The 26,868-nt window shown below is 73.0% G+C and carries 20 protein-coding genes; 19 read left to right on the forward strand and 1 reads right to left on the reverse strand.

Annotation, left to right across the window (positions count from 1 at the left end; genetic code table 11):
- Positions 1-6 precede the first annotated feature (6 nt).
- The 13 genes from atpD (at position 7) to HUN58_RS06830 (ending at position 19,681) form a co-directional block, all read left to right on the forward strand.
- Positions 7-1,461, forward strand: coding sequence for a F0F1 ATP synthase subunit beta (atpD, locus tag HUN58_RS06770; RefSeq protein ID WP_058740381.1), 1,455 nt, complete (start codon positions 7-9; stop codon positions 1,459-1,461).
- Position 1,462: 1 nt separating this feature from the next.
- Positions 1,463-1,726 carry a F0F1 ATP synthase subunit epsilon gene (locus HUN58_RS06775; RefSeq protein WP_058740380.1) on the forward strand — a complete coding sequence of 88 codons (264 nt, stop codon included), beginning with the start codon at positions 1,463-1,465 and terminating at the stop codon, positions 1,724-1,726.
- Positions 1,727-1,731: 5 nt separating this feature from the next.
- Complete coding sequence (locus HUN58_RS06780; RefSeq protein ID WP_254631676.1) at positions 1,732-2,493, forward strand: YaaA family protein; 762 nt, start codon at positions 1,732-1,734, stop codon at positions 2,491-2,493.
- Between the two features lie 89 nt (positions 2,494-2,582).
- Positions 2,583-3,179, forward strand: a complete 597-nt coding sequence (locus HUN58_RS06785) for a hypothetical protein (protein ID WP_180225384.1) — start codon at positions 2,583-2,585, stop codon at positions 3,177-3,179.
- Entirely contained in the window at positions 3,176-3,856 is a 681-nt protein-coding gene (locus tag HUN58_RS06790) for an FHA domain-containing protein (protein WP_141861865.1), read from the forward strand. The genes HUN58_RS06785 and HUN58_RS06790 overlap by 4 nt, the downstream gene beginning before the upstream one ends.
- Positions 3,857-3,916: 60 nt before the next feature.
- A complete protein-coding gene (locus tag HUN58_RS06795; protein ID WP_229666818.1) occupies positions 3,917-4,738 on the forward strand; it encodes a PP2C family serine/threonine-protein phosphatase in 822 nt (273 codons plus the stop codon).
- 185 nt (positions 4,739-4,923) lie between these two features.
- On the forward strand, positions 4,924-6,333 hold the full coding sequence (locus tag HUN58_RS06800; RefSeq protein ID WP_144801011.1) for a serine/threonine-protein kinase: 1,410 nt from the start codon (positions 4,924-4,926) through the stop codon (positions 6,331-6,333).
- Complete coding sequence (locus HUN58_RS06805) at positions 6,330-12,143, forward strand: Ig-like domain-containing protein (protein ID WP_180225382.1); 5,814 nt, start codon at positions 6,330-6,332, stop codon at positions 12,141-12,143. Before HUN58_RS06800 ends, HUN58_RS06805 begins: the two co-directional genes overlap by 4 nt.
- 67 nt (positions 12,144-12,210) lie before the next feature.
- Positions 12,211-13,182 (forward strand): MoxR family ATPase, encoded by a 972-nt coding sequence (locus tag HUN58_RS06810; protein ID WP_058742420.1) that lies wholly within the window; start codon positions 12,211-12,213, stop codon positions 13,180-13,182.
- Positions 13,179-14,591, forward strand: a complete 1,413-nt coding sequence (locus tag HUN58_RS06815; RefSeq protein WP_144801015.1) for a DUF58 domain-containing protein — start codon at positions 13,179-13,181, stop codon at positions 14,589-14,591. Before HUN58_RS06810 ends, HUN58_RS06815 begins: the two co-directional genes overlap by 4 nt.
- Positions 14,588-17,053: a transglutaminase domain-containing protein gene (locus tag HUN58_RS06820; RefSeq protein ID WP_180225381.1), complete on the forward strand. Its 2,466-nt coding sequence runs from the start codon at positions 14,588-14,590 to the stop codon at positions 17,051-17,053. The genes HUN58_RS06815 and HUN58_RS06820 overlap by 4 nt, the downstream gene beginning before the upstream one ends.
- Entirely contained in the window at positions 17,050-18,792 is a 1,743-nt protein-coding gene (locus HUN58_RS20460) for an FHA domain-containing protein (protein ID WP_254631634.1), read from the forward strand. Before HUN58_RS06820 ends, HUN58_RS20460 begins: the two co-directional genes overlap by 4 nt.
- Positions 18,793-18,895: 103 nt before the next feature.
- Positions 18,896-19,681 (forward strand): hypothetical protein, encoded by a 786-nt coding sequence (locus HUN58_RS06830; protein ID WP_180225380.1) that lies wholly within the window; start codon positions 18,896-18,898, stop codon positions 19,679-19,681.
- 11 nt (positions 19,682-19,692) lie between these two features.
- Here HUN58_RS06830 and HUN58_RS06835 read toward each other — a convergent pair whose 3' ends face one another.
- Positions 19,693-20,685 (reverse strand): asparaginase, encoded by a 993-nt coding sequence (locus HUN58_RS06835; RefSeq protein WP_180225379.1) that lies wholly within the window; start codon positions 20,683-20,685, stop codon positions 19,693-19,695.
- A gap of 34 nt (positions 20,686-20,719) precedes the next feature.
- On the opposite strand from HUN58_RS06835, the gene HUN58_RS06840 reads away from it, so the two are divergent.
- From HUN58_RS06840 to HUN58_RS06865, 6 genes are all read left to right on the forward strand, one after another.
- Positions 20,720-21,196 carry an OsmC family protein gene (locus HUN58_RS06840; RefSeq protein WP_254631635.1) on the forward strand — a complete coding sequence of 159 codons (477 nt, stop codon included), beginning with the start codon at positions 20,720-20,722 and terminating at the stop codon, positions 21,194-21,196.
- A 6-nt stretch (positions 21,197-21,202) separates the two neighbouring features.
- Complete coding sequence (locus tag HUN58_RS06845; protein ID WP_114849990.1) at positions 21,203-22,174, forward strand: FKBP-type peptidyl-prolyl cis-trans isomerase; 972 nt, start codon at positions 21,203-21,205, stop codon at positions 22,172-22,174.
- Between the two features lie 2 nt (positions 22,175-22,176).
- Positions 22,177-23,367, forward strand: a complete 1,191-nt coding sequence (locus HUN58_RS06850) for a 1-deoxy-D-xylulose-5-phosphate reductoisomerase (protein ID WP_180225377.1) — start codon at positions 22,177-22,179, stop codon at positions 23,365-23,367.
- A gap of 114 nt (positions 23,368-23,481) precedes the next feature.
- Entirely contained in the window at positions 23,482-24,816 is a 1,335-nt protein-coding gene (locus HUN58_RS06855) for an RIP metalloprotease (protein ID WP_175326338.1), read from the forward strand.
- A gap of 16 nt (positions 24,817-24,832) precedes the next feature.
- Positions 24,833-26,278, forward strand: coding sequence for a cytosine permease (locus HUN58_RS06860; protein ID WP_141861845.1), 1,446 nt, complete (start codon positions 24,833-24,835; stop codon positions 26,276-26,278).
- Positions 26,275-26,850, forward strand: a complete 576-nt coding sequence (locus HUN58_RS06865) for a cysteine hydrolase family protein (RefSeq protein ID WP_058742889.1) — start codon at positions 26,275-26,277, stop codon at positions 26,848-26,850. The genes HUN58_RS06860 and HUN58_RS06865 overlap by 4 nt, the downstream gene beginning before the upstream one ends.
- The last annotated feature ends 18 nt before the right edge of the window (positions 26,851-26,868 follow it).

The following is a 26,868-nucleotide window of genomic DNA, read 5'->3' on the forward strand; positions in this document are numbered from 1 at the left end:
CACGCCATGACCGACACCGCCACCACCGCGGTCGAGACGTCGTCGGCGCCCGGTGTCGGACGGATCGCCCGTGTCACGGGTCCCGTCGTCGACATCGAGTTCCCGCACGACGCCATCCCCGACATCTACAACCTCCTGCACACGACCGTCACCATCGGTGACGACTCGCAGGAGATCGGCCTCGAGGTCGCGCAGCACCTCGGCGACGACCTGGTCCGCGCCATCTCGCTGAAGCCGACCGACGGTCTCGTCCGCGGTCAGGAGGTCCGTGACTCGGGCGCCCCGATCTCGGTCCCCGTCGGCGACGTCACCAAGGGCAAGGTCTTCGACGTGCTGGGCAACGTGCTCAACACCGACGAGGCGCTCGAGATCACCGAGCGCTGGCCGATCCACCGCAAGGCCCCGGCCTTCGACCAGCTCGAGTCGAAGACCACCATGTTCGAGACCGGCATCAAGTCGATCGACCTCCTCACGCCGTACGTGCAGGGTGGCAAGATCGGCCTCTTCGGTGGCGCGGGCGTCGGCAAGACGGTCCTCATCCAGGAGATGATCCAGCGCGTCGCGCAGGACCACGGTGGTGTCTCGGTGTTCGCCGGTGTCGGTGAGCGCACCCGTGAGGGCAACGACCTCATCGGTGAGATGGAAGAGGCCGGTGTCTTCGACAAGACCGCCCTCGTGTTCGGCCAGATGGACGAGCCGCCGGGAACGCGCCTGCGCGTGGCCCTGTCGGCGCTGACGATGGCTGAGTACTTCCGCGACGTCCAGAAGCAGGACGTGCTCCTCTTCATCGACAACATCTTCCGCTTCACGCAGGCCGGTTCCGAGGTCTCCACGCTGCTCGGTCGCATGCCGTCCGCGGTGGGCTACCAGCCGAACCTCGCCGACGAGATGGGTGTGCTCCAGGAGCGCATCACCTCGACGCGTGGTCACTCGATCACCTCGCTGCAGGCGATCTACGTGCCGGCCGACGACTACACCGACCCGGCGCCGGCGACCACGTTCGCGCACCTCGACGCCACGACCGAGCTCTCGCGTGAGATCGCGTCGCAGGGCCTGTACCCGGCCATCGACCCGCTGACCTCGACGTCGCGGATCATGGACCCCCGGTACCTGGGCGCCGACCACTACGAGACCGCGACGCGTGTCAAGCAGATCCTCCAGAAGAACAAGGAGCTGCAGGAGATCATCGCGATCCTCGGTGTCGACGAGCTCTCCGAGGAGGACAAGATCACGGTCGAGCGCGCTCGTCGGATCCAGCAGTTCCTCTCGCAGAACACGTACATGGCGAAGAAGTTCACGGGTGTCGAGGGTTCGACCGTCCCGCTGAAGGACACCATCGAGTCGTTCCGCGCGATCGCCGACGGCGAGTTCGACCACGTCGCGACCCAGGCCTTCTTCAACGTCGGTGGCATCAACGACGTCGAAGAGAAGTGGGCGCAGATCCAGAAGGAGAACCGCTGACATGGCGGCACTCACCGTGAGCGTCGTCTCGGCCGACCGCGAGGTCTGGTCGGGCGACGCCACCATGGTCGTGGCTCGGACGTCCGAGGGCCAGATCGGCATCCTCGCGGGGCACGAGCCGCTGCTCGCCACCCTCGCGCAGGGGCAGGTCCGCATCACCCGAGCCGACGGCTCGACGGTGGCGGCGGACGCCGAGGACGGCTTCCTGTCGGTCGAGCACGACACGGTCACGATCGTGGCGCGCCAGGCCGCGCTGGCGTCCTGACCGGACTGACCGTCCTCCTCCCGCCTTCGGAGACGAAGCGGGAGGGCGGGGACACGGACCGCACGCTCGACCTGCGTGCGCTGTCCTTCCCGGAACTGGCCGACGAACGGGCCGCGGTGATCACCGCGGCCCGTTCCGTCAGTTCCGAGGAGTCCACGGCACGGACGGCCCTGAAGCTCGGCCCGAAGTCGATCGCCGAGCGGCTCCGCAACCTCGAGCTCGACACCGCGGCGACCCTGCCGGCGATCGAGCGGTACACCGGGGTGCTCTACGACCCGCTCGCCGCCGACGCGGCCGACGACGCCACCCGACGCTGGTGGGCGGACCACGTCGTGGTGCAGTCCGCGATGTTCGGCCCGATCGGTGCCGGAGACCAGATCCCCGCCTACCGGTTGTCGCACGACTCGCGCCTCGGCCCGCTCCGGCTCGCCCGGCACTGGCCGGAGGTGTCGTCCCGCGCGATCAGCAGCCGCGGTGCCGGGCTCGTGCTCGACCTGCGGTCCGAGGGGTACCGTGCGCTCGGTCCCGTGCCCGGAGCGGTCGCTCCGCGCGTGGTGAGCGTCGACGCCGGCGGACGACGCAAGGCGCTGAACCACTGGAACAAGACCGCGAAGGGTCGGCTCGTCGCGCTCCTCGGTCGGACGGGGGCGCATGTCGCGTCGGTCGACGACCTCGTCGCGTGGGCTCGTGCGAACGGCGTGACGTTCGACCGCACGGCCGACGGCTGGGACCTCGTCGCCGAGAGCCTGGAACCAGCTTCGGTCTGATCCTCCACAGGAGCGCTCCGGCGGCTGTCCGTCCACAGACGGGCCGCGGACGCCGGCCTGGAGGCGCGTGGCGCGTCACGATCTCGTGCATGACCTCGTCGACGAACACCCACCCGTCCACCTTCGTGCGCTGGCCACGCGAGATCGCGGCCGCCGTCACCCTCCGCGCGGCCTGCGCCGCGCTCGTCGCCCCGGAGCACCCGGAGGATGTGCTCGACCCGCGCCGCGCCGTCGTCGTCACGACGGCCTGCGGGGCGCTCGCCACGCGCTTCGCGCTGGTCGCGTTCATCGCGGCGCGCGACACCCCGGCGCCGCGCTCGGTGCGGTCGTTCGACCCGTTCCGCGACCCGACCCCGCCGGCGCTCACCGGGACGGGCCCGGCTCCGGACGGCGTCCGGGTGCGGGTAGCGGGGGACCGCTGCGCCTCTGCGTGGCGCCGCTGGCGGGCGGAGCGACCCGGCGGGGTGGACGACGCGATCGGGGCTGCCGGCGCCCTGGCCCTCGCCGCGTGGTGCTCGTGGGCACTCGGGTCGCCCGCACGGGCGCTCGTGCGCGCACAACACGCGCTCGACACCTGGGCCGACGATCCCCTCGCGGCGCTCGTGGCGCGCTCGGTCCGCGCCGGCAACGGGCCGAGCTGGTCGACGGACCACACGGGGCGGACCGGATCGTCTACGGTGGGATGACGATGCAGCGACAGTGGACGGACGAGGACGACCTCGACGACACGGTGATCCGACCCGGGCGGACCGGCGCGGACCCGGCGGTCGCTCCGGACGACGACACCGTCATCCGACCCCGGGCCGATGAGCCCGGATCGCACGGCTCGTTCGGTGCTCCCGACGACGACACGGTCATCCGGGTCGCCGGGCCGGGCGCGCCGGTGGGCGCGAGCCGGTCCGACGGGGCAGCGACGATCCTCCCGGCCGATCCCGCACCGGTCCGTCGACTGCCGTCGATCCGTGTGGCCGGTCGTGTCGTCCGGCTCGACCACCCGGTCGTGGTCGGCCGACGGCCGACCCTGCCCCGGGTGGTGCGCGGTCCGACTCCCGAGCTCGTGACCGTGCCGTCGCCGAGTGGGCAGGTGTCGTCCTCGCACGTGCTCGTGCACGCCGACGGCGAGGCCGCGGTGGTCGAGGACCTCCGTTCGACCAACGGCACCGTCGTCCGTCCCGCGGGAGCCGCGCCGTTCCGGATGCCGTCGGGTGCCTCGATCGTCGTGCTGACGGGTACGCTCATCGAGATCGGTGACGGCAACGTGATCGAGGTCCTGTCGCCGCACCTCCGCGTCGGACCCGCGGACGGCATCCCACCGTTCCCGCCGACCCCGTTCCCGCGGATCCCGTTCGCGCCGACCCCGTGACGGCGCCGGTGTGCCCGACGCCGCCCGTTCCCCTGACGACCAGAGAGCGACCCTGAAACCGTGACCGAACTCGGCCGAGCAGCCACCGAGCACGCCATCGACGTCCCCGGCGCCGCCGGCACGACCCTCACGCTCTCGTGGGGCGCCGCCACCGACGTCGGGCGCCGTCGGGACCACAACGAGGACAGCTACGTCGTCGGTGCACCGTTCTTCGTCGTCGCCGACGGGATGGGCGGGCACCTCGCGGGGGACCGGGCGAGCGACGCGGTCGTCCGCCGACTCGACCAGGTCGCCGACGGTCCGTTCACGACACGGCAGCAGATCCAGCGCGCGCTCCTGCTCGCGACCGCGGACATCGAGCGGGCGGCCGGCGGCAACGCGCTCGGTGCCGGCACGACCGTGACGGGTGTCGCGCTGGTCGCGTCGCACGGACTCCCGGCCGCGCTCGTGTTCAACGTGGGCGACTCACGCACCTACCGGATCGAGGACGGCACCCTGCGTCGGGTGACCGTCGACCACTCGGTCGTCCAGGAGATGGTCGACGCGGGGCTCCTGCGCGCCGAGGACGCCGAGCAGCACCCGGACAGCAACGTCATCACGCGCGCCGTCGGCTTCGGCGAGCCGCCGGAGCCGGACTGGTGGACGCTGCCGCTGCGCGCCGGCGACCGCTACATCGTCTGCTCCGACGGGCTGACCAAGGAGCTCGGGGACGTCGGCATCGGCCGGATCGCGGCCCGGGTGCCCGCCGCGCAGGACCTCGCCGAGCGTCTCGTCGGCGACGCCGTCGTCGCGGGTGGGCGGGACAACGTCACCGTCGTGGTGCTGCAGGTCGACGAGGCGCCCGCCGATCCGGACGTCGAGGACACGCTGCCCCGCCACTGACTGCCGACACCGACGTCCGGCGCCGACCACTGTCGCCGGTCCCCGCCGGGTCGCCACCCCCGAAGTGGGGGCGTGTGTCAGTGCTGTGGGGCTGCAGCGGGCCCGGGGCGTCGGTGCCTCGTCCGTAGGATGTCAGGGCCGAGACGACACAGCCGGCCGTCCGGCCGGGGAGAGGGAGGGCGACCATGGCGCGACGCCTGCCGTCCACCCCGCCCGTGATCGCCGGCTCCACGCCCGTGCACGTCCTGGGCAGCGGTGGCTTCGCCGACGTGTTCCTCTACGAACAGGACATGCCGCGCCGCCAGGTCGCCGTGAAGGTGCTGCTCGACGAGGTCGTCGACGACCGGGTGCGGCAGATGTTCCAGGCCGAGGCGAACCTCATGGCCCGGCTCAGCACCCACCCGTCGATCCTCACGGTGTTCCAGGCGAGCGTCGCGTCCGACGGGCGGCCGTACCTCGTGATGGAGCTGTGCTCCTCGTCCCTCAGCGAGCGCTACCGCCGCGAAGCGATCCCCGTGTCCGAGGTCCTGTCGATCGGGGTCAGGATCGGGTCGGCCCTCGAGACCGCGCACCGCGAAGGCGTGCTCCACCGCGACATCAAGCCGTCGAACATCCTCCGGACGGCCTACGGCAACCCGGTCCTGTCCGACTTCGGCATCGCGGCCAGCATCGGGAGCGCCGACCCGGACGAACCGGTCGGGATGTCGATCCCGTGGTCCGCGCCGGAGGTCCTGGCCGACGAGTCGCGCGGGTCGATCCAGTCCGAGGTCTACTCCCTCGCCGCCACCGTGTACTCGCTGCTCGCCGGCCGCAGTCCGTTCGAGGTGCGCGGCGGGAAGAACGGCGCGGCCGACCTGATGGCGCGCATCGACAAGGGCGGGGTCAAGCCGACCGGTCGGGCCGACGCGCCGCCGTCGCTCGAGCGGCTGCTCGCCACCGCGATGTCGCGCAAGCCCGCCGCCCGTCCGGCGACCGTGATGGAGTTCGTCCGCGGACTGCAGCAGGTGGAGGCCGAACTCGGCATCCCGCAGACGCCCGCCGACGTCGCGGTCGAGGCATGGGCCGCTGCGACGCCCACGCTCGACGCCGACCACACGGTCGTCCGGGATCTCCGGCCCGCGGGCCGGTCCTCGGTCCGCCGTCGGACCCGTCGGGCGCTCCAGGGCGGGGCGGCGAGCGGGGCCGAGAGCATCGGTACCCTGCACCGCACCGGCTCGGCCACCCGCGCCCGGCGGCGTGGCCGGTCGACGCTCGTCTGGGCCACCGCACTGTCCGCCGTGGTCGTGGCGGCCCTCGCCGTGGTCGCGGTGCTCGTCGTCACCCGACTGGGCACGGGGTCGATCCCGGTGGTGCAGGACGTGCGGGCCGAGGCCGGCGCGGACGCGGTGTCGTTCAGCTGGGCCGACCCCGGACTCCGCGCCGGCGACACCTACGTCATCACCTCCGGTGGGGCCTCCAGCCAGCAGACCGGCACGACCTTCGTCGTGTCCGGGACCTCCGGTACCGAGGAGTGCATCACCGTCGCGGTCAACCGCGACGGCAAGACCGGTGCGGCCAGTGCGCAGCAGTGCGGGACCGTCGGGAGCGCCGGGTGATCCGCGCCTTCCTCGCGAAGCACCGGTCCGCCGTGGTCGGCGTCGGCGCCTCGGTCGTCGTCGCCGCCGTGGTCGCGACCGCCGCGGTGGTCTCGACGGGGTACCACACGCAGCGCGTGGACCTCGGGGACGGCACCGTCTGGGTCCCGTCCGCCGAGTACGGCGCGGTCGGTCGGGCGAACACCGGCGTGCTCGAGCTCAACACCGCGGTCGAGACGGCCAGCGACGACCTGTCCGTCCTGCAGCGCGGGCGCCAGGTGTACAGCGTCGACGGCACGAAGGGCACGGTCGCGAAGGTCGACGTGGCCTCGGCGACGGTCGGCGACCCGGTCACGCTGCCGGCGGGGACGCCGCAGGTGTTCTTCGCTGGGGACACCGCCGTCGTGGGGAACGGTGACACCGGCGAGCTCTGGGCCACACCCGCGTCGGAGCTCGGCGACTTCGACGCGGCCGCCAAGGCCGACCTCGCGCTCGGCGCCGACGCGGTGTTCGACGCGTCCGACTCGCACGTCGCGGTGTACTCGCCGCGGACCGGTCGGGCGTCCCTCGTCGACGTCGGGACCGGTCTGACCGTGGACCGTCGGTGGGACGTCCGGTTCGACCGCGACCACGACTTCCAGGTGGCGTCCTTCGGCGACCACGTCGCCGTGCTCGACCGCACCAGCGGCGCGCTGTCGGTGGACGGCGACACCGTCGACCTGGGGGAGCGCGTCGGCAGCGCACCGGCGCTGCAGCACTCCGTCGACGACGCTGCCGACGTCGTCGTCGCGGGGACGGCGGGCATGGTCCGCGTCGGCGCCTCCGGCCAGGTCGAGCAGACCGCGCTCCAGGTCTCCGGCCGCGCCGCACGGCCGACGGTCGTCGGGTCGTGCACGTACGCCGCGTGGACCGGCGGACAGGCGCTCGACACGTGCGACGGCCGCGCGCTCCAGCGGCTCAGCGACACCGCCGGCGCGAGTGACCTGCAGATCGTGCACAACGGCGACACCGTCGTCGCGAACGACCCGCGCAGCGGGCGCTCGTGGGCGATCGACCGCAGCGGTCAGCTCATCGACAACTGGGCCGACCTCGTCAAGCGGGACGACGAGCAGCGGCAGGAGCAGGTGTCGTCCGACGACCCGGAGGTCGACAAGGACCAGAAGCCGCCGGTGGCGGTCGACGACGACCTGGGCGCGCGTCCGGGACGCACCACGAGCCTCCCGGTCCTGCTCAACGACTACGACCCGAACGGCGACCCACTCGTGATCAGCGAGGTCGGCACGATCGACGCGGGGGTCGGGACGGTGCGCATCGTCGGCGACGGTCAGCGGCTTCAGATCACGCTCGCCGCGGGTGCCAGCGGCACCGTCTCGTTCCCCTACACGATCACCGACGGCAACGGCGGGTCGGCGTCCGCGACGGTCCGCGTCAGCATCCGGCCGGAGTCCGAGAACGAACCGCCGCGACAGGTGCGCGACACGTCGGCGGACGTCGTCCGCGGCGGCCACGTCGTGACGAACGTGCTCGCCGACTGGGTCGACCCCGACGGCGACCCGGTGTACCTGAAGTCGGCGTCCGCCGAGGGCGACCAGGTGTCCACCACGCCGGACGGGCTGCTCGACTTCCGCAACCAGAGCGGCCGGACCGGCGACCGTACCGTGCAGATCGTCGTGAGCGACGGCCGCGCCGACGGCCGCGGCGCGGTGACGGTGCACGTCGCGGACCCCGGTCAGGTGCCGCTCTTCGCCGACCCGTTCGCGGTCACCGGGTACGCGGGCAAGTCCTTCGAGGTGCAGCCGCTCCGGCACGTCCGCGGCGGGAACGGCACCGTCACGCTGACCAGCGTGTCGTCGTCGGCCGGCCTGACGGTCACGCCGGCCTACGACGCCGGGACTTTCCGGGTCGTCGGGGCGTCGGCCGGGGACCACCAGCTCGAGTACACGGTCACGGACGGCACGAAGACGACGAGCGGCGTCGTGCGCGTGACGGTCGCGGCGCCGCCGGACGCCTCGACCGCGCCGATCACCACCCCGAAGACGGTGTTCGTGAACACGTTGTCGACGAAGGACACCGACGTCACCGCGACCGACATCGACCCCGCCGGCGGCGTGCTCATGGTGACGGCGCTCGACGCCCCGGACCGGTCCAGCGGCGTCCAGGCGAGCGTCCTCGACCAGCACACCGTCCGGGTCACCCTGACGGCCCCGCTCGACGGCCCGGTCACCTTCGGCTACACCGAGTCGAACGGCCTCGCCACCGCGACCGGCACCGTCACCGTGGTCGAGATACCGAAGCCCGACCACATCCAGCCACCAGTGGCCCAGGCGGACACGGCGACCGTACGCGTCGGGGACGTCGCCGAGATCGACGTCCTCGCCAACGACACGCAGCCGGAGGGCGAGCCGCTCACGCTGCAGCCCGAACTCGTGCAGAACGTGCCCGGCAACGGTGGCCTGCTGTTCGTGTCGGGGGACCGGTTGCGGTACCTCGCTCCCGAGACCCCGGGCAACTACACCGCGGTGTACCGCGTCGCCGGGCCTGACGGCCAGTACGCCGACGCCACCGTGTCGATCTCGGTCCGCGAGCGCGACGCGGCGACGAACAACCCGCCCGTGCCCCGGACGGTGACCGCCCGCGTCGTCGCCGGACAGTCCGTGCGGGTGTCGATCCCGTTGAACGGCATCGACCCGGACGGTGACTCCGTGCAGCTCGTCGGTGTCGCGGACAACCCGGAGAAGGGGTCCGTCAGCGACGTGTCCTCCGACGCGCTGACCTACGAGGCCGGCGACTACTCGGCGGGCACCGACGAGTTCACCTACACGGTCGTCGACGCCCTCGGCGCCCGTGCGACCGGGACCGTCCGGGTCGGCATCTCGCCCCGGGCGGAGCAGGCCTCGAACCCGGTGGCGCAGGCCGACCACGTCACGATCCGCCCCGGCGGCAGCGTCACGGTCCGGGTACTGCAGAACGACTCCGACCCCGAGGGCGGCGCGCTCCGGGTCACCGCGGCCGAGCCCACGGCGAGCGGGGTCGCCGCGAAGGTGCTCCGCGGGACCGAGGTGCGCGTCACCCCGCCGCGCTCCGCCGACCGCGGTGACTTCGCGGTGCTGTACACCGTCGCGAACGACACCGGCGGCTCGAGCACGGCGTTCCTCACCGTGACCGTCGACCCGGACGCCCAGCCGCTCCGACCAGAGGTCGAGGACACCACGCTCGACCTGCAGGACATCCTGCACCGGCAGAGCGTGACCGTGGACGTGCTCCGGAACGTCTTCTTCGCCGAGGGTTCGACATCGCGGCTCCGGGTGGGCGTGGTCGACGGGTACGGCGACACCGCGCAGACCACCCCCGACCGGCGGATCACCGTCCGCCTGACCGACGCGTCACAGGTGATCCCGTTCTCGGTCACGCGCTCGGACCACCCCGACGTGGTGTCCTACGGCTTCATCCACGTCCCCGGGTTCGACGACGCCCTGCCGCAGGTCGACCGCAGTGCCGGCGTGGTCACCGTGAAGAGCGAGGCGACCGTCCGGATCCCGCTCGAGAAGTACGTCGTGACGGCGAACGGCCGGACCGCGCAGCTCACCGACCGCGCGACGGTCAAGGCCACGCACGCGAACGGCGACGACCTGGTCGTGGACCGCTCGACGCTCCAGTTCACGTCGTCGAAGCTCTACTACGGCAACGCCTCGATCTCCTTCGAGGTCACCGACGGCTCGAGCGCGAACGGGGGCAAGGGACGCGTCGCGACGCTCGTCCTGCCGATCAAGGTGACCCCGCGGGCCAACCAACCCCCGGCGTTCACGGGTTCGACGGTCGACATGCAACCGGGTGACACCCGGACGATCGACCTGACGAAGCTCACCGACTACCCGTACCCCGCCGATCTCCCCGAGCTGCGGTACAGCGTGGTGAGCCGACCGGGGTCCGGGACGACCGCGACGATCGACGGGCAGCAGCTCCGCATCTCGGTCGCCGACACGGCGCCGAAGGACACGACGGCGTCGATCGGCATCGGCGTCGCGGACGCGGCGAACGCAGGACGTGCCGGCAGTGTGACGGTCGACGTGGTCGGCTCCACGCGGCCGCTCGTGCAACCGGGGGCCGACCGGGCAGTGACGAAGCGCGGTGCGACGACGACCATCGACGTGCTGTCGAACGATCAACCGACGAATCCGTTCCCGGACGAGGCGCTCCGCGTCGTCGCGATCCGTGGTCTCGGCGGCGGTCTGCCCGCCGGGGTCTCGGTGACGCCGAGCAGCGACCGCTCGCGACTCCAGGTGTCCGTCGCGGACGGTGCGCAGCCGGTCGACGCGCACCTGCAGTACCAGGTCGCCGATGCGACGAACGACCCCGACCGGTACGTCTGGGGCGACGTGACGATCTCGGTCCAGGACGTCCCGGACGCACCCGGCGCACCGAGCCGCACCGGGTCGAACCAGGGCGGGCAGGTCACCCTCGCGTGGTCCACCCCGCAGGCGAACAACTCGCCGATCACCGGGTACCGCGTGCAGGGCACCAACGGGGTCGCGAAGGACTGCGGCACGTCGACCGTCTGCACCGTGACCGGTCTCGACCCGTCCGCTTCGTACCGCTTCACCGTCGTCGCGACGAACGCGATCGGGGACTCCGTCGCGTCGGCGTCCTCGGCGCCGATCAGTGCGGACTTCGTGCCGGCCGCGCCGAAGGGCCTCTCGGTGACGGCGAGCCAGGACACGCCGAACCAGCTCGACGTGCGGTGGGACGCGGTGCCCGCACCGAACGGCGGCACCCCGGTGTCGAACTACGTCGTGACGATCTCCGGCCCCGGCCTCACGACGACCCGCAGCACGGGGACGTCGACGTCGACCTCGTTCTCGGGCGCGCAGAGCGGGCAGTCGTACGACGTGCAGGTCTCGGCGCGGAACGCCGCGGACCGTGACGGTTCGGTCGTGGAGTGGAACCAGGCGCGGGCGTCCGGGACCGCGGTGGGCGTCCCCGGGACGCCGAGCCTGAACGCGACCGGCCAGAAGGACGGCACCTCGACAGCGGTGTCGCTGCAGGCGTCCGAGGGCGACTGGGGTGGCGGTGGCAGCCAGAACTGGAAGATCGCCAAGTTCGCGGTGAGCACCCCGATCCCGAACGGCTGCTCGACGAGCGGAGCGGTGCAGGTCTGGAACGCGGCCTCCGCCACGGACCGGATCTCGACCCAGTTCCGCTACGTGGCGTACGCCGACAACGGATCGTTCTGTTCCGCGTCGCAAGCCGCGAGCGTCCAGGGCTACGAGACCCCCGACGCTCCGAGCGGATCGGTCACGACCGACGACGTCGACAGCGACGGGAACGTCGACCTGACCGTGCAGGCCACGCCGACGTCGCCGTACCTGTACTACTCGGTTAACGGCGGGGCGCCGCAGCGGTTCTCAGGCTCTGCCTCGATCGGCGCGGGGGCCGGCTACGGGGTCGACAGCAGCGTGGTGTTCACGTCCTGCGCCGTCGACGGTGACTACTGCGCATCGAGCAGCGCGTCCACCGCGACCGCGTTCACGACAAGGGCGAGCGTCTCCGTCGCGACCGAGGGACAGGCGCCGGTCATCAACCCACCGGCGAACAACGGCCGGTTCCAGCCGAGCGCCTACGACGTCCAGTACTGCCGGATCGCGCCGCACCTGCTGTGCTCGACGACCAACCCGGCGACCGGGGCAGCCTGGACGACCTCGGACGCCGTGCCGTCGGGCTACGCGACGATCTGGGTCCGGGCGACGGTGAACGGCGTCCAGGACTCCGAGGGCGTCACTCGACAGATCGACCAGGCGCCGAGCACCGATCCCTCCACACCCGCGGCCGGGTGACCCCGGGCCGCGCCCCGCTCCCCGTACGCTGCTGACACCGCATCCCCGAGAACGAGGACCCTCCCGCATGAGCATGACCCCCGAGCAGGCCACCTGGTTCGCCGACGTCGCCGGCCGCATCGTGACCAACGTCGAGCAGGTGCTCCTCGGGAAGACGTTCGTGATCCGTCTGGCCGTCACCGCGATGCTCAGCGAGGGGCACCTGCTGCTCGAGGACGTCCCGGGCACGGGCAAGACGAGCCTCGCCCGCGCGATGGCGCAGAGCGTGCAGGGGTCGACGAACCGCATCCAGTTCACGCCGGACCTGCTCCCGGGTGACATCACCGGCATCAGCGTCTACGACCAGCGGTCCCAGGAGTTCGACTTCCACCGCGGCCCGGTGTTCGCGAACATCGTGCTCGCCGACGAGATCAACCGTGCCAGCCCGAAGACCCAGTCCGCCCTGCTCGAGGCGATGGAGGAGTCCGCAGTCACGGTCGACGGCGTGAACCACCGCCTCGCCGCACCCTTCATGGTCATCGCGACGCAGAACCCCGTCGAGCAGGCCGGCACCTACCGCCTGCCCGAGGCGCAGCTCGACCGCTTCCTCATGAAGACCTCGATCGGGTACCCGGACCACGCCGCGACGGTCCGGATCCTCGAGACCTCGTCCGCGCCGTCGGCCTCGGTACCGCTCGCCGCCGTCGTGCCGGCCGCGACGATCACCGAGATGGCCGCCCTCGCCCGGACGGTGCACGTCGACCCGACGATCGCCGACTACGTGGCGCGCCTGGTGGACGCCACGCGCTCCGCGAACGAGGTCCGCCTCGGCGTGAGCGTGCGCGGTGCCATGGGTCTCGTCCGGGCGTCGCGCGTCCTCGCCGCGCTGAACGGCCGCCACTACGTCACCCCCGACGACGTCAAGGCACTCGCCGTCCCGGTGCTCGCGCACCGGCTGGTCCTCGACGCCGAAGCCGAGTTCGACGGGGTCAGCACGACGAGCGTCGTCGCGCAGCTCCTCGTCGAGACGCCGCCGCCGAGCGACCGGGCGGTCTCGTGAACGATCGTCGGTCCGTCGCGACGCGCTCACGGCGCGCCGCGACCCGGTCGCGTCGGGGCGCCACCGTCACGGAGCGCACCGGGACGGTCGCCGGGCTGACGAACGTCCGGACCCGCCTGGTCGGCGACCGGGAGGGGGTCGCCGCCGACGCGGTCGTCGGGCTCGCGAAGGCCTGGTCCACGGCCTGGAGGCTCGTCCGTCGCGGGTGGGCAGAGGTCGCCTCGGTGGTCACCGGCCTGGGATGGGCGGTCGCCGCCGTCACGCTGGTCGCGTTCGTCGTCGGGTACCGGTCCGGGCTGCGCGAGGTCGTCGTGGTCGGGTGGGCGGGGACCGTCCTGGTCCTCGTCGCGGCCGTCGCCCTCGTCGGTCGCTCGCGCCTGCTCATCCGGATGCGCCTGCCACAGCACCGCGTCGCCGTGGGGGACGAGGCCGGTGTCGTGGTCACGGCCGAGAACCCGGCGCGCCTGCCGTCGGTGCCCGCCACGGTCGAGGTCCCGGTCGGTCCGGGGCTGGTGGACGTCGCGATCCCGGGCATCCCGCCGCGGGGCACGTTCGAGCAGCGCGTCCCGGTCCCGACGGTCCGACGCGGTGTGCTCGACGTCGGACCCGTCACGGGCGTGCGTGCCGACCCCGTCGGGCTGGTCCGGCGCGAGGTCGTGTGGACCGCCCGCGAGCAGGTCATCGTCCACCCGCGCACGATCGCGATCCCCTCGACGAGCACCGGTCTGGTCCGGGACCTCGAGGGACAGGCGACCACCGACCTCTCGCCGGCGGACATCGCCTTCCACGCGATCCGCGAGTACATGCCCGGTGACGACCCCCGGACCATCCACTGGAAGTCGACGGCGAAGTCGGGCGCCCTGATGGTCCGGCAGTTCGAGGACACGCGCCGGTCCCACCTCGTCGTCGCCCTCGGCGTCGGACGCGGCGAGTTCGCGGACGACGACGAGTTCGAGCTCGCCGTGAGCGCCGCCGCGTCGCTCGGCACCCGGGCCGTCCGGGACGGCAGGGAGGTCTCCGTCGTCGTCTCCGCGCGGACCCCGGAGTACGCCAAGCGAGCCGTCTACGCCGTCCAGCCACTGCCCACGGTGACGCCCACCCGACTGCTCGACGCCTTCGCGACAGTCGGGCTCGCCGACTCGTGCCTGCCCGTGGCCGAGGTGTCGCGCATCGTGGGGGTCGAGACCACCGGGATCTCCGTCGCGTTCCTCGTCGTCGGCTCCACGGTCGGCCTGCCCGCCCTCCGCCTCGCAGCGACGCGCTTCCCGGTCGGCGTCGAGGTGGTCGCCGTGATCTGCGAACCGGAGGCCCAGCCCCGGTTCCTCCGCGTCGCCGGTCTGACCGTCGTGACGATCGGCTACCTGGACGACCTCCGCACCGCCCTGCACCGGCAGGCGGCCGCCGCGTGAGCGCCGTGACCGGGACGCGGGCCGACGCACGGCGTGCAGCCCGGCGTCGGGACGCGCGTCGCGAACCGCTGCGCCTGGTCGGCGGCACGCTCGTGGTCTGGCTCCTGCTCGCGGTCGGCAGCGTGTCGTGGTGGCCGGTCTACCGCGACGGGTCCATGGTCGCCGCTGCCGTCACCGCGGTGGTCGCCGGCTCGGTGGTCGCCCTCGCGGGGGCGGCGCTCCGCCTGCCCGCCCTCGTCGTCGGCGTCGCCACCGCTGCGGCCTTCGCCGTGACTGGCGTCCCCGCTGCCGTGCCGTCCGAGGCGGCCGGTCTGCTGCCGACCGGACCCGGTCTGGTGGACCTCGCGGCCGGTGTCGCACTCGACTGGAAGCGTCTGGTGACCATCAGCCTGCCGGTCGGGTCCTACGAGTCGCTGCTCGTCCCCTTCTTCGTCACGCTCCTCGTCGCGACGGTGACGGCCGTGAGCGTGGCGACCCGTGCCTCCCGTCCGGAACTCGCGAGCATCCCGGCTCTCGTCCTCTTCGCCGCCGGCGTCGTCGTCGGTCCGACGCGACTCGACGTGTCCGTGGCGAGTGCGGTCCTGCTCGGCGGGATCGCACTCGTCTGGGCGCTGACGGTGCGGTACGTCCGTCGCGCCGCGGCCGTGTCGCGCACCGTCGGGGCGCGGGTGCCGGTCTGGCGTTCGGTGCTCCGACCCGCGCTCGTCGGGACCGGCACGATCGTCGCGGCCGGGGTCGTGGCGACCGGACTCGGACTCGTCGTGCCACCGGCCGCGGACCGGACGGTCGCCCGCAGCGACGTCGTGAAGCCCTTCGACCCACGGGACCACGTGAGTCCGCTGAGCGGGTTCCGCGCGTACGAGGAGTCCGGCGGCGCCGATGCACCACAGCTGACGGTGACGGGTCTGCCCGCAGGCGGATTCGTCCGGATCGCGACCCTCGACACGTACGACGGGGTCGTGTACCGCGTCGGCGGCGACGACGGGGCATCGGCGTCCGGCACCTTCGAGCGCGTGCCGACGAGCGTCGACGTGCGCGGCGTGTCCGGCACCGACGTCCGCGTCGACGTGCGGGTCGACGGGTACCGGGGCGTGTGGCTGCCGACCGTCGGCGACCTCCGTTCGGTGACGTTCCAGGGCAGCGACGCGGGCTCCGAACGCGGTGCGTTCTTCTACAACCGCACCACCAGCACCGGAGCGGTGGTGAGCGGGGTGGGCGACCGCACCCGCTACCAGCTCGACGCCGTCGTCCCGGACCAGCCGACGGACGCCCAGCTCGCCGACGCCCGACCGGGCACCGCCTCGGTCCCGACGCCGTCCGGCGTGCCGGACGCGGTCCGCGAGCGGGTCGACGCGACGACCGCCGACGCGGGCTCCGACGGCGCGAAGCTCCTGGCTGCGGTGCAGGACCTCAAGCGGACGGGCTACGTGAGCCACGGCGTCGGCGACGACCGCGCCAGCCGCTCGGGTCACGGGGCGGACCGCATCCAGGAACTCCTGACGTCCCCGCTCATGATCGGCGACCAAGAGCAGTACGCCGTCACGGCCGCCCTGATGGCGCGCGAGCTCGGCTTCCCGGCACGGGTGGTGATGGGCTTCACCGCCGGGGGAGACGCCGGTGGGAACGCCGCCGAGACGGCAGGCGGCTCCGGCGGGACCACCACGTTCCGCGGTTCCGACGTCACCGCGCGGATCGAGGTCGACACCGCGCAGTACGGGTGGGTGATGCTCGACCCGAACCCGGTCGTGCGCGAGATCCCCGAGGAGCAGGACCAGACGCCGCAGCCGGTCACGCGTCCGGAGACCGTCGTCCCGCCGCCGCCGGTCGAGCAGCAGGACCAGGACCGGCAGGCGCCGCCGCAGAGCGACCGGAGCACCCCGCCCGTCCAGCCGCTCTGGTTGCAGGTGTTGCTCGCTGTGCTGCCGTGGGTGCTCGGCGTCCTCGCGTTGGCGGCCCTCGTGCTCCTGCCGTTCGTCGTCGTCGTCCTGCTCAAGCGCCTGCGACGACGACGGCGGCGCCGAGCCCCGACCCCGCGCGGGCGGATCGTCGGCGCCTGGGACGAGTACCGCGACGCCCTCGTCGACCGAGGGCACGACGTCACCCGCGCAGCCACGCGCAAGGAGGCCGTCGTCGGTGCACCGGGCGAGGGCGGAACGGGCCTCGCTGCGCTGGCGGACCGCGCGGTCTTCGGGCCGGACGACCCCGACGACCGCATCGCGAGCCGGATGTGGTCGGCGACCGAGGAAGCGGTCCGGAGCCTCCGCACCGGGCGGAACCGACGGCAACGGTGGCGTGCGGCGGTGTCCGTCCGGTCCCTGCGGACGGGCAGCAGCCCCCGAACGGGGTCCCGACGTGTCCCGTCGGACGGCCGGTGGCACCGCGGTCGTCCGGGCACGCGTGACTACGATGGGCCGGAGGCCGGCGAGCGTCGTGGACGGCCGAGTGAGGACCAACAACCGTGATCAGATGCGAACACTGCGGGTCGATGCTCCCCGAGGGGGCGATCTTCTGCGGTGAGTGCGGGCGATCGGTGAACGTCGCGGCGAACCGTCGTCCCGCGCCGGTAGCCCGGAACGACCAGACGACACCGCCGCCGCTGCAGCAGCCGGATCCGCAGGGCCGTCGCCCCGACCCGGCCACCGAGGCGTGGTTGCCTGAGGCGACCCTGGACCCCGCGACCCGGGCCTGGCTGACCGGCTCAGACCCGAACCCGACCGCCGCCCCCGCCGCACCGCACGGCATCGACCAGCGTGGTGCCGATCCGCGTGGTGCACGGACGCACGCGCACGGTGCGGTGTCCGGCGTCCACGTCCCCGCGACGGGCGCTCCGACCACGCACCCGGAGCCGCCCCTCGACCCGGAGCAGTACCCGTCGTCCTCGGTACCGGACGGTGCCGATGCCGAGTGGACGCGTCCCGCGGCTCCCCGTGAGCGACCGGCGGAGCAGACGGACCCGGTCGACGTGCCCGAGCCGCCCACCACCCCGGTCTGGCAGCCGCCGACGCAGTCGGCCCCCGTCGCGCCCTCCCGTCCGTCGTGGTGGGTCGGCCGTCCGCCGGCCACTGAGGAGACCCCGAGCGACGTCACCGACGCCGAGCGGACCGACACCGCCGCCGCCCAGGACGTGTCGCGACCCACGGAGAACGACACCGCCGTCGTCGAGCCCCTCGTCGACCGGCGCCCCTCGCGCCCGACACCGCTCGTGACCCCCGGGAGCGGACCCGCTACCTGTCACGTCTGCGGACACCCGCTCGAGCCCGACGACATCTTCTGCGCCGAGTGCGGAGCCGTGCGTCCCGCGGTGACCGCAGCGTTCACCGGACCCGTCGTCCCGCTGCCGATCGCCCGCCCGGACTGGGCTGCCGACGACCAAGCGCTCGTCGCAGCCGACGCGGTGGACGACGGCGACCAGGACAGTCGCGGCGACGACGCGACCGCCGCCGACGCTGATGCGAGCGACGCGAGCGCCGAGGACGAGCACGGTGCGGACGGGGACGACGCGACCGAGCACGACACGGACATGAACGCTGACGCCGACGAGCACGCCGCCGACGTGAATGCGCCCAGCGCGGACGAGCACGACACCGGTGCAGGCGCGTTCGGCGGAGCGCCCGGGGCCGTCGGTGCCGCGCCGCTCCCACCGGTACCCGGTTCGCCGACGGTACCGTCCGCCCCCGTGGCCGAGTGGACCGCGCCGCCCGTCACGGACGTCGCGTCCCCGGCCTCGAGCGCCCCCATCGCCGCACCGCTCCCGCCTGTTCCGGGGACGACCGGACCGGTCCTGCCGCCCACCGGTTCGGCGACGGCTCCGTCGAGCGCGGATGACCTGGACGAGGACGTCGAAGCGACTCGGATCGTCACGAAGGACACCGGCCGGGATCCCTTCGTCCTGCACTGCAGCACCGGGGAACGCGTCGAGGTGCACGGCACCGGGCTGCTCGGACGCCTGCCGCGGCCGCAGCCGGGGGAGCGGTTCGACGACCTGGTGACCGTTCACGACCCGGGAAAGTCCGTGTCGAAGACGCACCTCGAGCTCGGCCGGGACGGCGACGACCTCTGGGTCTCCGACCGGTTCTCCGGCAACGGCACGGTCATCCGGCACATCGACGGCTCCATCCGCCGCTGCGAGCCGGGGCGACGCTACCGCGTGGAGCGCGGGGCCCGGGTGGACATCGGCGAGCAGTTCTTCCTGGTGCAGTGACGGTGCGCTGTTCCTCCTCCACAACGGAGGAACAGCGCATCGCCCTCCACAGGACGGGCGGCTCCCTCCATGGGCAGGTCGTCACTCTGCTGGACTGACCGGCGTGTCCCTCCTCGTCGCTCGAACCGCCCTCGTCGGCACCGCCGTGCTGCTCGGGCTCGCCGCGGTGCTCCTCGCGCTCGACGGTCCCGCGCGGGCCGTTCTGTTCGGGGCGGCATGCTGCTGCGCCCTGCTCGACCGTGCATCGAGCCGGTCGCTACCGACGACGTCGGACGAACCGGAACCGGAGTCGACCCGGACACGCCCCCTGCCGGGAACCAGCGACGACCCTCCCGCCCGCCAGGCGCAGTCCCGCCGGTCCGACCTGCTCCTCGGGCACGACGACGACGGCGAGCCGATCGGTCACGAACTCGGCACACCTGGGCGTCCGACGCACCTCGTGGTGGTCGGCACCGGCGCCCTCGCACTCGCGGTGTTCGTCGAACTCGCGGTCCTGCTCCGTGCGACCGCGACCACGACCGCGACGGTGACCACGACCGCGACGGTGACCACGACCGCGACGGCGACCACGACCGTGACCGGGACGGAGACGGCGGTGATCGGGGGTGCCGTACGGACGGCTCTCGCCGATGACCTCGTCGACGCTCGGCCGCCGGTCGCCGCGCTCGACGGCGCGCCGGCAGGCGTGTCCCTCCCCGCGGGGACGGCGGTGGCCGTCCTGTCCGATGCGGACGAGCGCATCCGGACGACGATCGTGCTCGTCCCGAGCGAGCGGATGCAGCCTCGGGCGTGGGACACCGTCGTCGAGGTCACCCGCTACGGATGCTCGGTGCGACGGGCGCAGGACCACCGCTCACGCGCGCTCGACCCCGCGTTGCCGGCGCTGTGACGGCGTCGAGCTCAGCGCAGGCCGGCGCCGACCCGCACCGCGCCGACGGGCACCCCGCCACCGAGCACCTGCTCGCCCGTCGCACGCAGGACGTCCGTGACGCCCTCTGCATCGACGAGCCCGTTCCGCTGCAGGAGCGTCAGCGCCGCGAGGGTCCCGGCGCGCTGGGAGCCGTCCAGCGTCTTCACGGCGACGGCCGCGCCTCCGGGCAGGCCCATCACCATGACGCCCTCGGCGCCGAACTTCGCGAGGACCTGCAGGCGCTCGATCGTGACGGTGTTGGCCCGCCCGACGCCGTCGATCGCCCAGGGGTGGTCCAGGACCGCGTCGACGAGCGCGGCGGAGTCGGCGTCCGCTCGTGCGACCACGCCCGCGAAGCCGCGGGCGAGTCCGGTCAGGGTCAGGGGGAACACCGGGGCGCCGCACCCGTCCGTGCCGACCAGGTCGACCGTCTCCCGCGTGAACTCCTCGACGGTGTCACGGACGCGCTGCTGCAGCGGGTGGGCCGTGTCCAGGTAGGTGGCCTCGTCCCAGCCGTTCACCCGGCAGGCTGCGAGCATGCCCGCGTGCTTCCCGGAGCAGTTCATCGCCAGGCGCCGGGGCTCTGCCATCGTGCGGGCCGTCGCCCGGTCGAACGGCATGTCCGGCGGGCAGCCCAGGTCGGCCTCGGTGTGGTCGAAGGACTCGAGCATGTGCAGGGCGAGGGCCTGGTGCGGGGCCGTGCCGGCGTGGCTCGCCGTGGTGAGCACGAGTTCCTCGTCGCTGAAGGACGCCCCGGCCCGGCGGATGGCCAGCGCCTGGAACGGCTTCATCGTCGACCGGGGGTAGATGCTCGCCGTCACGTCGCCGACCGCGTCGAGCACCCGACCGTCGGCACCGACGACGACACCGGCACCCACGTGCCGGCTCTCATCGAAGCCGTTGCGGTCGAGCACCGCGAGCTCGACGGAACCGTCGGCGGTGAGAGGATGGCGATCAGTGCGGACATCGGTGCTCACCGTCATGTCGCCAGCGTACCGACACCGACGAAGGGCCACCGTGAGCGACCACTCCTACGAGGTCACCGTCAACTGGACCGGCAACCGCGGCACCGGGACGAGCGGCTACCGCGACTACGGCCGCGACCACGACGTCACCGCCGCGGGGAAGCCGTCCATCCCGGGGTCGGCCGACCCGACGTTCCGTGGCGACGCGGACCGGTGGAACCCCGAGGAGATGCTGCTCGGCGCCCTCGCGCAGTGCCACATGATGAGCTACCTGTACGTCGCCGTGCAGCAGGGCTTCACCGTCCTCGACTACACCGACACCGCGACGGCGTCGCTCGACGTCCACCGTGACGGCACCGGCGAGGTCACCGCCGTCCACCTGCACCCGGTGGTCACGATCGCCGAGCCGGACCGCGTCGCCGACGCCGACGCGGCGCACGCCCGCGCGAACGAACTCTGCTTCATCGCCCGCTCCGTGGCGTTCCCCGTCCACCACGCGCCGGTCACCAAGGTCCGTACGGCACACTAGGTCCCCGTGAAGCGTCTTCGCCTGCTCCCGATCGCCCTCGTCCCCGCCGTCGTGCTGGGACTCGCCGCCTGCTCCGGTTCGGGGTCGGGTGACGCGTCGGCCTCGCCGAGCGCGTCCTCGAGCGCGTCGGCCACGCCGATCTCCGCCTGCCCGAAGCCGGGTTCGGCGTCGAAGAGCATCGAGGTCAGCGGTGCGTTCGGCGGCAAGGAGGCCCCGACGGTCACGTTCGACAAGGGCATCAGCGCGAAGACGCCGCAGGCCTCCACGGTCGTCGAGGGCGACGGTGCCGCGCTCAAGGACGGCGAGTTCGCGCAGGTCTCCTACGCCGTGTACCAGGCGAAGGACGCCTCGAAGCTCGGCGCGGTCGGCTTCGACCAGGGCAACCCGCAGGTCCTGTCGGTGGGCGGCACCGGCTTCGGCGCCCTGCTCGCCTGCACCAAGGTCGGCGACCGGGTCGCGGCGGTCGGTGCGTCCTCGGCGCTCGGCTTCACCACGAGCGGCGACATCGTCGTCGTCGCGGACGTGCTCGCGAAGACCCCGACGAAGGCGACCGGCACGCCGCAGGAGCAGAACCCCGCGCTGCCCACGGTCAAGGACAAGGCGGACGGCGAGCCGGAGATCACGATCCCCGCCGGCGAGACCGCCCCCGCGAAGACCGAGGTCGAGGTCCTCAAGCAGGGCGACGGCGACACCGTGGCCGACGGCGACAGCGTCCTGGTGCAGTACAAGGGCGTGACGCTCGACGGCGGCAAGGAGTTCGACTCCTCGTGGTCGAAGGGCGCACCCACCACCTTCACGGTGTCCGAGGGCTCGCTCATCAAGGGCTTCGTCACCGGCCTGGTCGGGCAGAAGATCGGCTCGCAGGTCCTCATCGTGACGACGGCCGAGGACGCCTACGGCTCGAACCCGCCCGAGGGCTCGAACATCCCGAAGGACGCCTCGCTCGTCTTCGTCGTCGACCTACTGGCCAAGGGCTGACCATGACGCCGACCGGCCCGGCCGACGCGACCAGCCCGACCGGCCCGGCCGACGCGACCGGCCCGGCCGACGCGACCGGCCCGGCCGACGCGACCGGCCCGGCCGGCCCGACCGGCCGGCGCCGCATCGTCGTCCTCGGCAGCACGGGCTCGATCGGCACCCAGGCCCTCGACGTCGTCGCCCGCAACCCCGACCGCTTCGAGGTCGTCGGCCTCACCGCCGGCACCAACCGCGAGCTCGTCGCCGAGCAGGCCGCCCGCTTCGGCGTCACGGAGACCGCGTTCGGCGCGGCCGACGCCGAACGCCTGGTCCGCGGTGTCGAGGCGGACGTCGTCCTCAACGGCATCACCGGCTCGGTCGGCCTCGGCCCGACCCTGGCGGCGCTGGACACCGGCGCGACGCTCGCCCTCGCGAACAAGGAGAGCCTGATCGTCGGCGGCCCGCTCGTGCAGGCCGCCGCCGCGCCCGGGCAGATCGTGCCCGTCGACAGCGAGCACTCCGCCATCGCGCAGGCGCTCCGCTCGGGCACCGGCGCCGAGGTCCGGCGGCTCGTCCTCACGGCGAGCGGCGGCCCGTTCCGCGGACGCTCCCGCGCCGAGCTCGTCGACGTCACGCCCGCGCAGGCGCTCGCACACCCGACGTGGGACATGGGACTCGTCGTCACGACGAACTCCGCGACGCTCGTCAACAAGGGCCTCGAGGTCATCGAGGCGCACCTGCTGTTCGGCGTGCCGTACGACCGCATCGACGTGACGGTGCACGCGCAGTCGATCGTGCACTCGATGGTCGAGTTCGTCGACGGCTCGACGATCGCCCAGGCCTCGCCGCCGGACATGCGCCTGCCGATCGCGCTCGGCCTGGCCTGGCCGGACCGCGTCCCCGGCGTGGGCGTCCCGCTCGACTGGACGACCGCGAGCACCTGGACCTTCGAACCGCTCGACGCGCAGGCCTTCGGCGCCGTCGACCTCGCGAAGCACGTCGGGGTCCTCGGCGGCACGTTCCCCGCGGTCTTCAACGCCGCGAACGAGCAGGCCGTCGCCGCCTTCCACGCCGGAGCGATCGGCTTCCTCGACATCGTCGACACGGTCCGGCGCGTCGTCGACGCGCACACGGCGGGGGAGCCGTCCCTGGACGGCGTACTGGCGGCCGAGCGCTGGGCCCGCGATGCGGCGGACCGCGCGCTGACGCGCTGACCCGACCCGTGCCTCCCGTCCGTCCCGTGGTGACCACCTGACGGACGGGAGGCCCGCCCCACCTCTCAGGATGCGCTCGGCTCCGTCATGGGCGGGGTCCCGTACCCTCTCCTGGTGACCGTCGAATCCGTGCTCCTGTTCGTCCTCGGCGTGGTCGTCTTCATCGTCGGCCTGCTGGTCTCGATCGGCCTCCACGAGCTCGGCCACCTGTCCTTCGCGAAGCTCTTCGGCGTCAAGGTCACGCAGTACTCGCTCGGGTTCGGCAAGGCGATGTGGTCCTTCCGCCGCGGCGAGACCGAGTACGGGATCCGCCCGATCCTGCTCGGCGGGTACATCTCGATGGTCGGCATGCTCAAGCCCCGGGCCTCGGGCAAGCCGAACGCGATCACGAACACCGGCATGTACGGCGCGTTCGTGCAGGACGCGCGCGAGGCGAGCGCCGCGCAGATCGCGGACTCCGGCGGCGACGACTCCCGCGCGTTCTACCGGCTGACCCCGTGGAAGCGCATCATCGTCATGGTCGCCGGCCCGGCGATGAACCTCGTCATCGGCATCGTCCTGTTCGGCGTGCTGCTGTGCGGCTTCGGTGCCCCGACGACGACCTTCACGTCGAGCGTCGACTGCGTCCTGCCGTCGAGCAGCGCCACGGCGTGCGCCCCGGGGGACGCCGAGTCACCCGCGAAGCAGGCCGGCATCCGCGACGGCGACGTCGTCCTGGCGGTGGACGGCCAGCAGGACCCGACGATCGCCGAGGTCTCGAAGGTCTTCCAGCGCTCCGCCGGCAAGACCGTGACGGTCGTGGTCGAGCGCGACGGTGCGCGGAAGACGCTCGAGGTCACGCCGCAGCTCGCCACCCGCGACGTCGTCACGGCCGAGGGCACGGCGGCGAAGAACGCGGACGGCACCACGAAGACGCAGCAGGTCGGTGTCGTGGGGGTCAGCATCGGGCAGTCCCTCGTGCGGCAGTCCCCGGCGGCCGTCCTCCCCGCGACGGGCGCGCAGATCGCCGCGTCGGCGCACCTGATCATCGACCTGCCGCAGCGGCTCGTCGCGGTCTGGAACGCGGCGTTCGGCTCGCAGGCGCGGTCCCAGGACAGCCCGGTCTCGGTCGTCGGCGTCGGCCGGGCCATCGGTGAGGTCTCGTCGATGAGCGGGGTCCCCGTGGTCGACAAGGTCTACACGATCCTCGGGCTCCTGGCGTCGCTCAACATCGGCCTGTTCGTGCTCAACATGGTGCCGCTCCTGCCGCTCGACGGTGGTCACATCGCCGGGGCGCTGTGGGAGGCCGTGAAGCGCCGCGCGTACCTGCTCGTCGGCAAGCCGGACCCGGGCGCGATCGACCTGGCCAAGACGATGCCGCTCACGATGGTCGTCGTCGTGCTCCTGGCCGGGATGAGCGCGCTCCTCGTCTACGCCGACATCGTGCGACCGGTGAACCTGTTCGGCTAGCACTACGCTCGGGCGCATGAGCACAGCCCCCGAGGTCCGCGCCGTCGAGCGCCAGGGCATCGACGTCATCGCCGAGTCCGACCGGAAGGGGCGGCCCCGCGGGCTGTTCTGGCCGTGGTTCGCCGCGAACGTCTCGGTGCTCGGCCTGAGCTACGGCTCGTTCGTCCTCGGGTTCGGCATCTCGCTGGCCCAGGCGACGATCGTGTCCGTCGTCGGCGTCGCGTTCTCGTTCCTGCTCTGCGGGATCGTCGCGATCGCCGGCAAGCGTGGCTCGGCGCCGACGATGGTCCTCAGCCGCGCGGCGTTCGGCGTGCGGGGGAACCGGCTGCCGTCGTTCCTGAGCTGGGTGCTCACCGTCGGGTGGGAGACCGCGCTGGCGTCCCTCGCGGTCCTGGCGACGTCGACCGTGTTCCGGGAGCTCGGCTGGGACGACGGCGTCGTGACGAAGCTCGTCGCCCTGGTCGTGGTCGCCGCGCTGGTGGTCGGGGCGGGGATCGCCGGCTTCGACGTCATCATGCGCCTGCAGACCGTGATCACCGTCGTCACCGCCGTGCTCACGGTGGTCTACGTCGTGCTCGCGGTGCCGTCGATCGACCTCGGCACGCTCGGCGCCCTGCCGTCCGGAAGCGCCCAGAACGTCCTCGGCGCACTCGTCCTCGTGATGACGGGCTTCGGGCTCGGCTGGGTCAACGCCGCTGCGGACTACTCGCGCTACCTGCCGCGGACCGCCTCGACCGGGGGCGTGGTCTGGTGGACGACGTTCGGCGGTGCGCTCGCTCCCGCCGTCCTGGTCGTGGTGGGCGTCCTGCTCGCGGGCTCGTCGAAGGACCTGAACAGCGCGATCGGCGCCGACCCGATCGGTGCGCTCACGACGATCCTCCCCGTGTGGTTCCTCGTCCCGTTCGCCCTCGTCGCGATCCTCGGGCTCGTCGGCGGTGCCGTGCTCGACATCTACTCGTCCGGGCTCGCGCTCCTCAGCGCCGGCGTCCGGATCCCGCGGCCCGTCGCGGCCGGGGTCGACGGCGTGTTCATGGTCGCCGGGGCCGTGTACGTGGTCTTCTTCGCGAAGGACTTCATCTCGCCGTTCCAGGCGTTCCTCGTGACCCTCGGCGTGCCGATCGCCGCCTGGGCGGGGGTGTTCGTCGCCGACGTGCTGCTGCGACGCCGGGCCTACGCGGACGCCGAGCTCGACGACGTGCGGGGCCGCTACGGCGACGTGCGCTGGGCCGCGATCGGGCTCGTCGTCCTCGGGACCGTCCTCGGCTGGGGGCTCGTCACGAACACGTACGGCGTCCCGGCGTGGCTGAACTGGCAGGGCTACCTGCTCGAGCCGTTCGGCCTCGGTGGCCGGCAGGGCGCGTGGGCGTACGCCAACCTCGGCGTCCTCGTCGCGCTCGTGGTCGGGTTCGTCGGCACGCTCCTCACCGCGCGCGGGTCCGTGCGCCGCCAGGAGCAGGCGTGAGCGTCGTCGTCCCGCCCGACGCGTGGCTCGTCGCGATCGACCTGCAGCGCATCTTCACCGGTGACAGCCCGTGGGCGGCGCCGCGGTACGACGCGGCCGCCGCCGGGACCGGACGGCTGCTGCCCCGGTTCGCCGGTCGCACGGTCTTCACGCGCTTCGTCGCGCCCGAGCGGCCCGAGGGTGCCTGGGTGCCGTACTACCGGGACTGGCCGTTCGCGCTCGTCCCGGACGGCGACCCGCTGTACGGCCTGACCGAGCCCTTCGCATCCGCCGCGGTCGACCGACGCGACCCCGTCGTCACGGAACCGACCTTCGGCAAGTGGGGGACGAGCCTCCGCGCCGTCGTCGGCGACCACCCGCACCTCGTGCTCACCGGCGTCTCCACCGACTGCTGCGTGCTGAGCACCGCGCTGGCCGCTGCCGACGCCGGCGCGACCGTCACGGTCGTCGCCGACGCGTGCGCCGGCGCCACCGACGCGGACCACGAGCGCGCCCTCGACGCGATGCGGCTGTACGCACCGCTCGTCACGGTCGTGGACCGCGGGACGGACCTGGTGACCAGCGCCGAGTGACGGCACCGCGAGCGCGTA

It is taken from the genome of Curtobacterium sp. Csp1 (assembly GCF_013347185.1).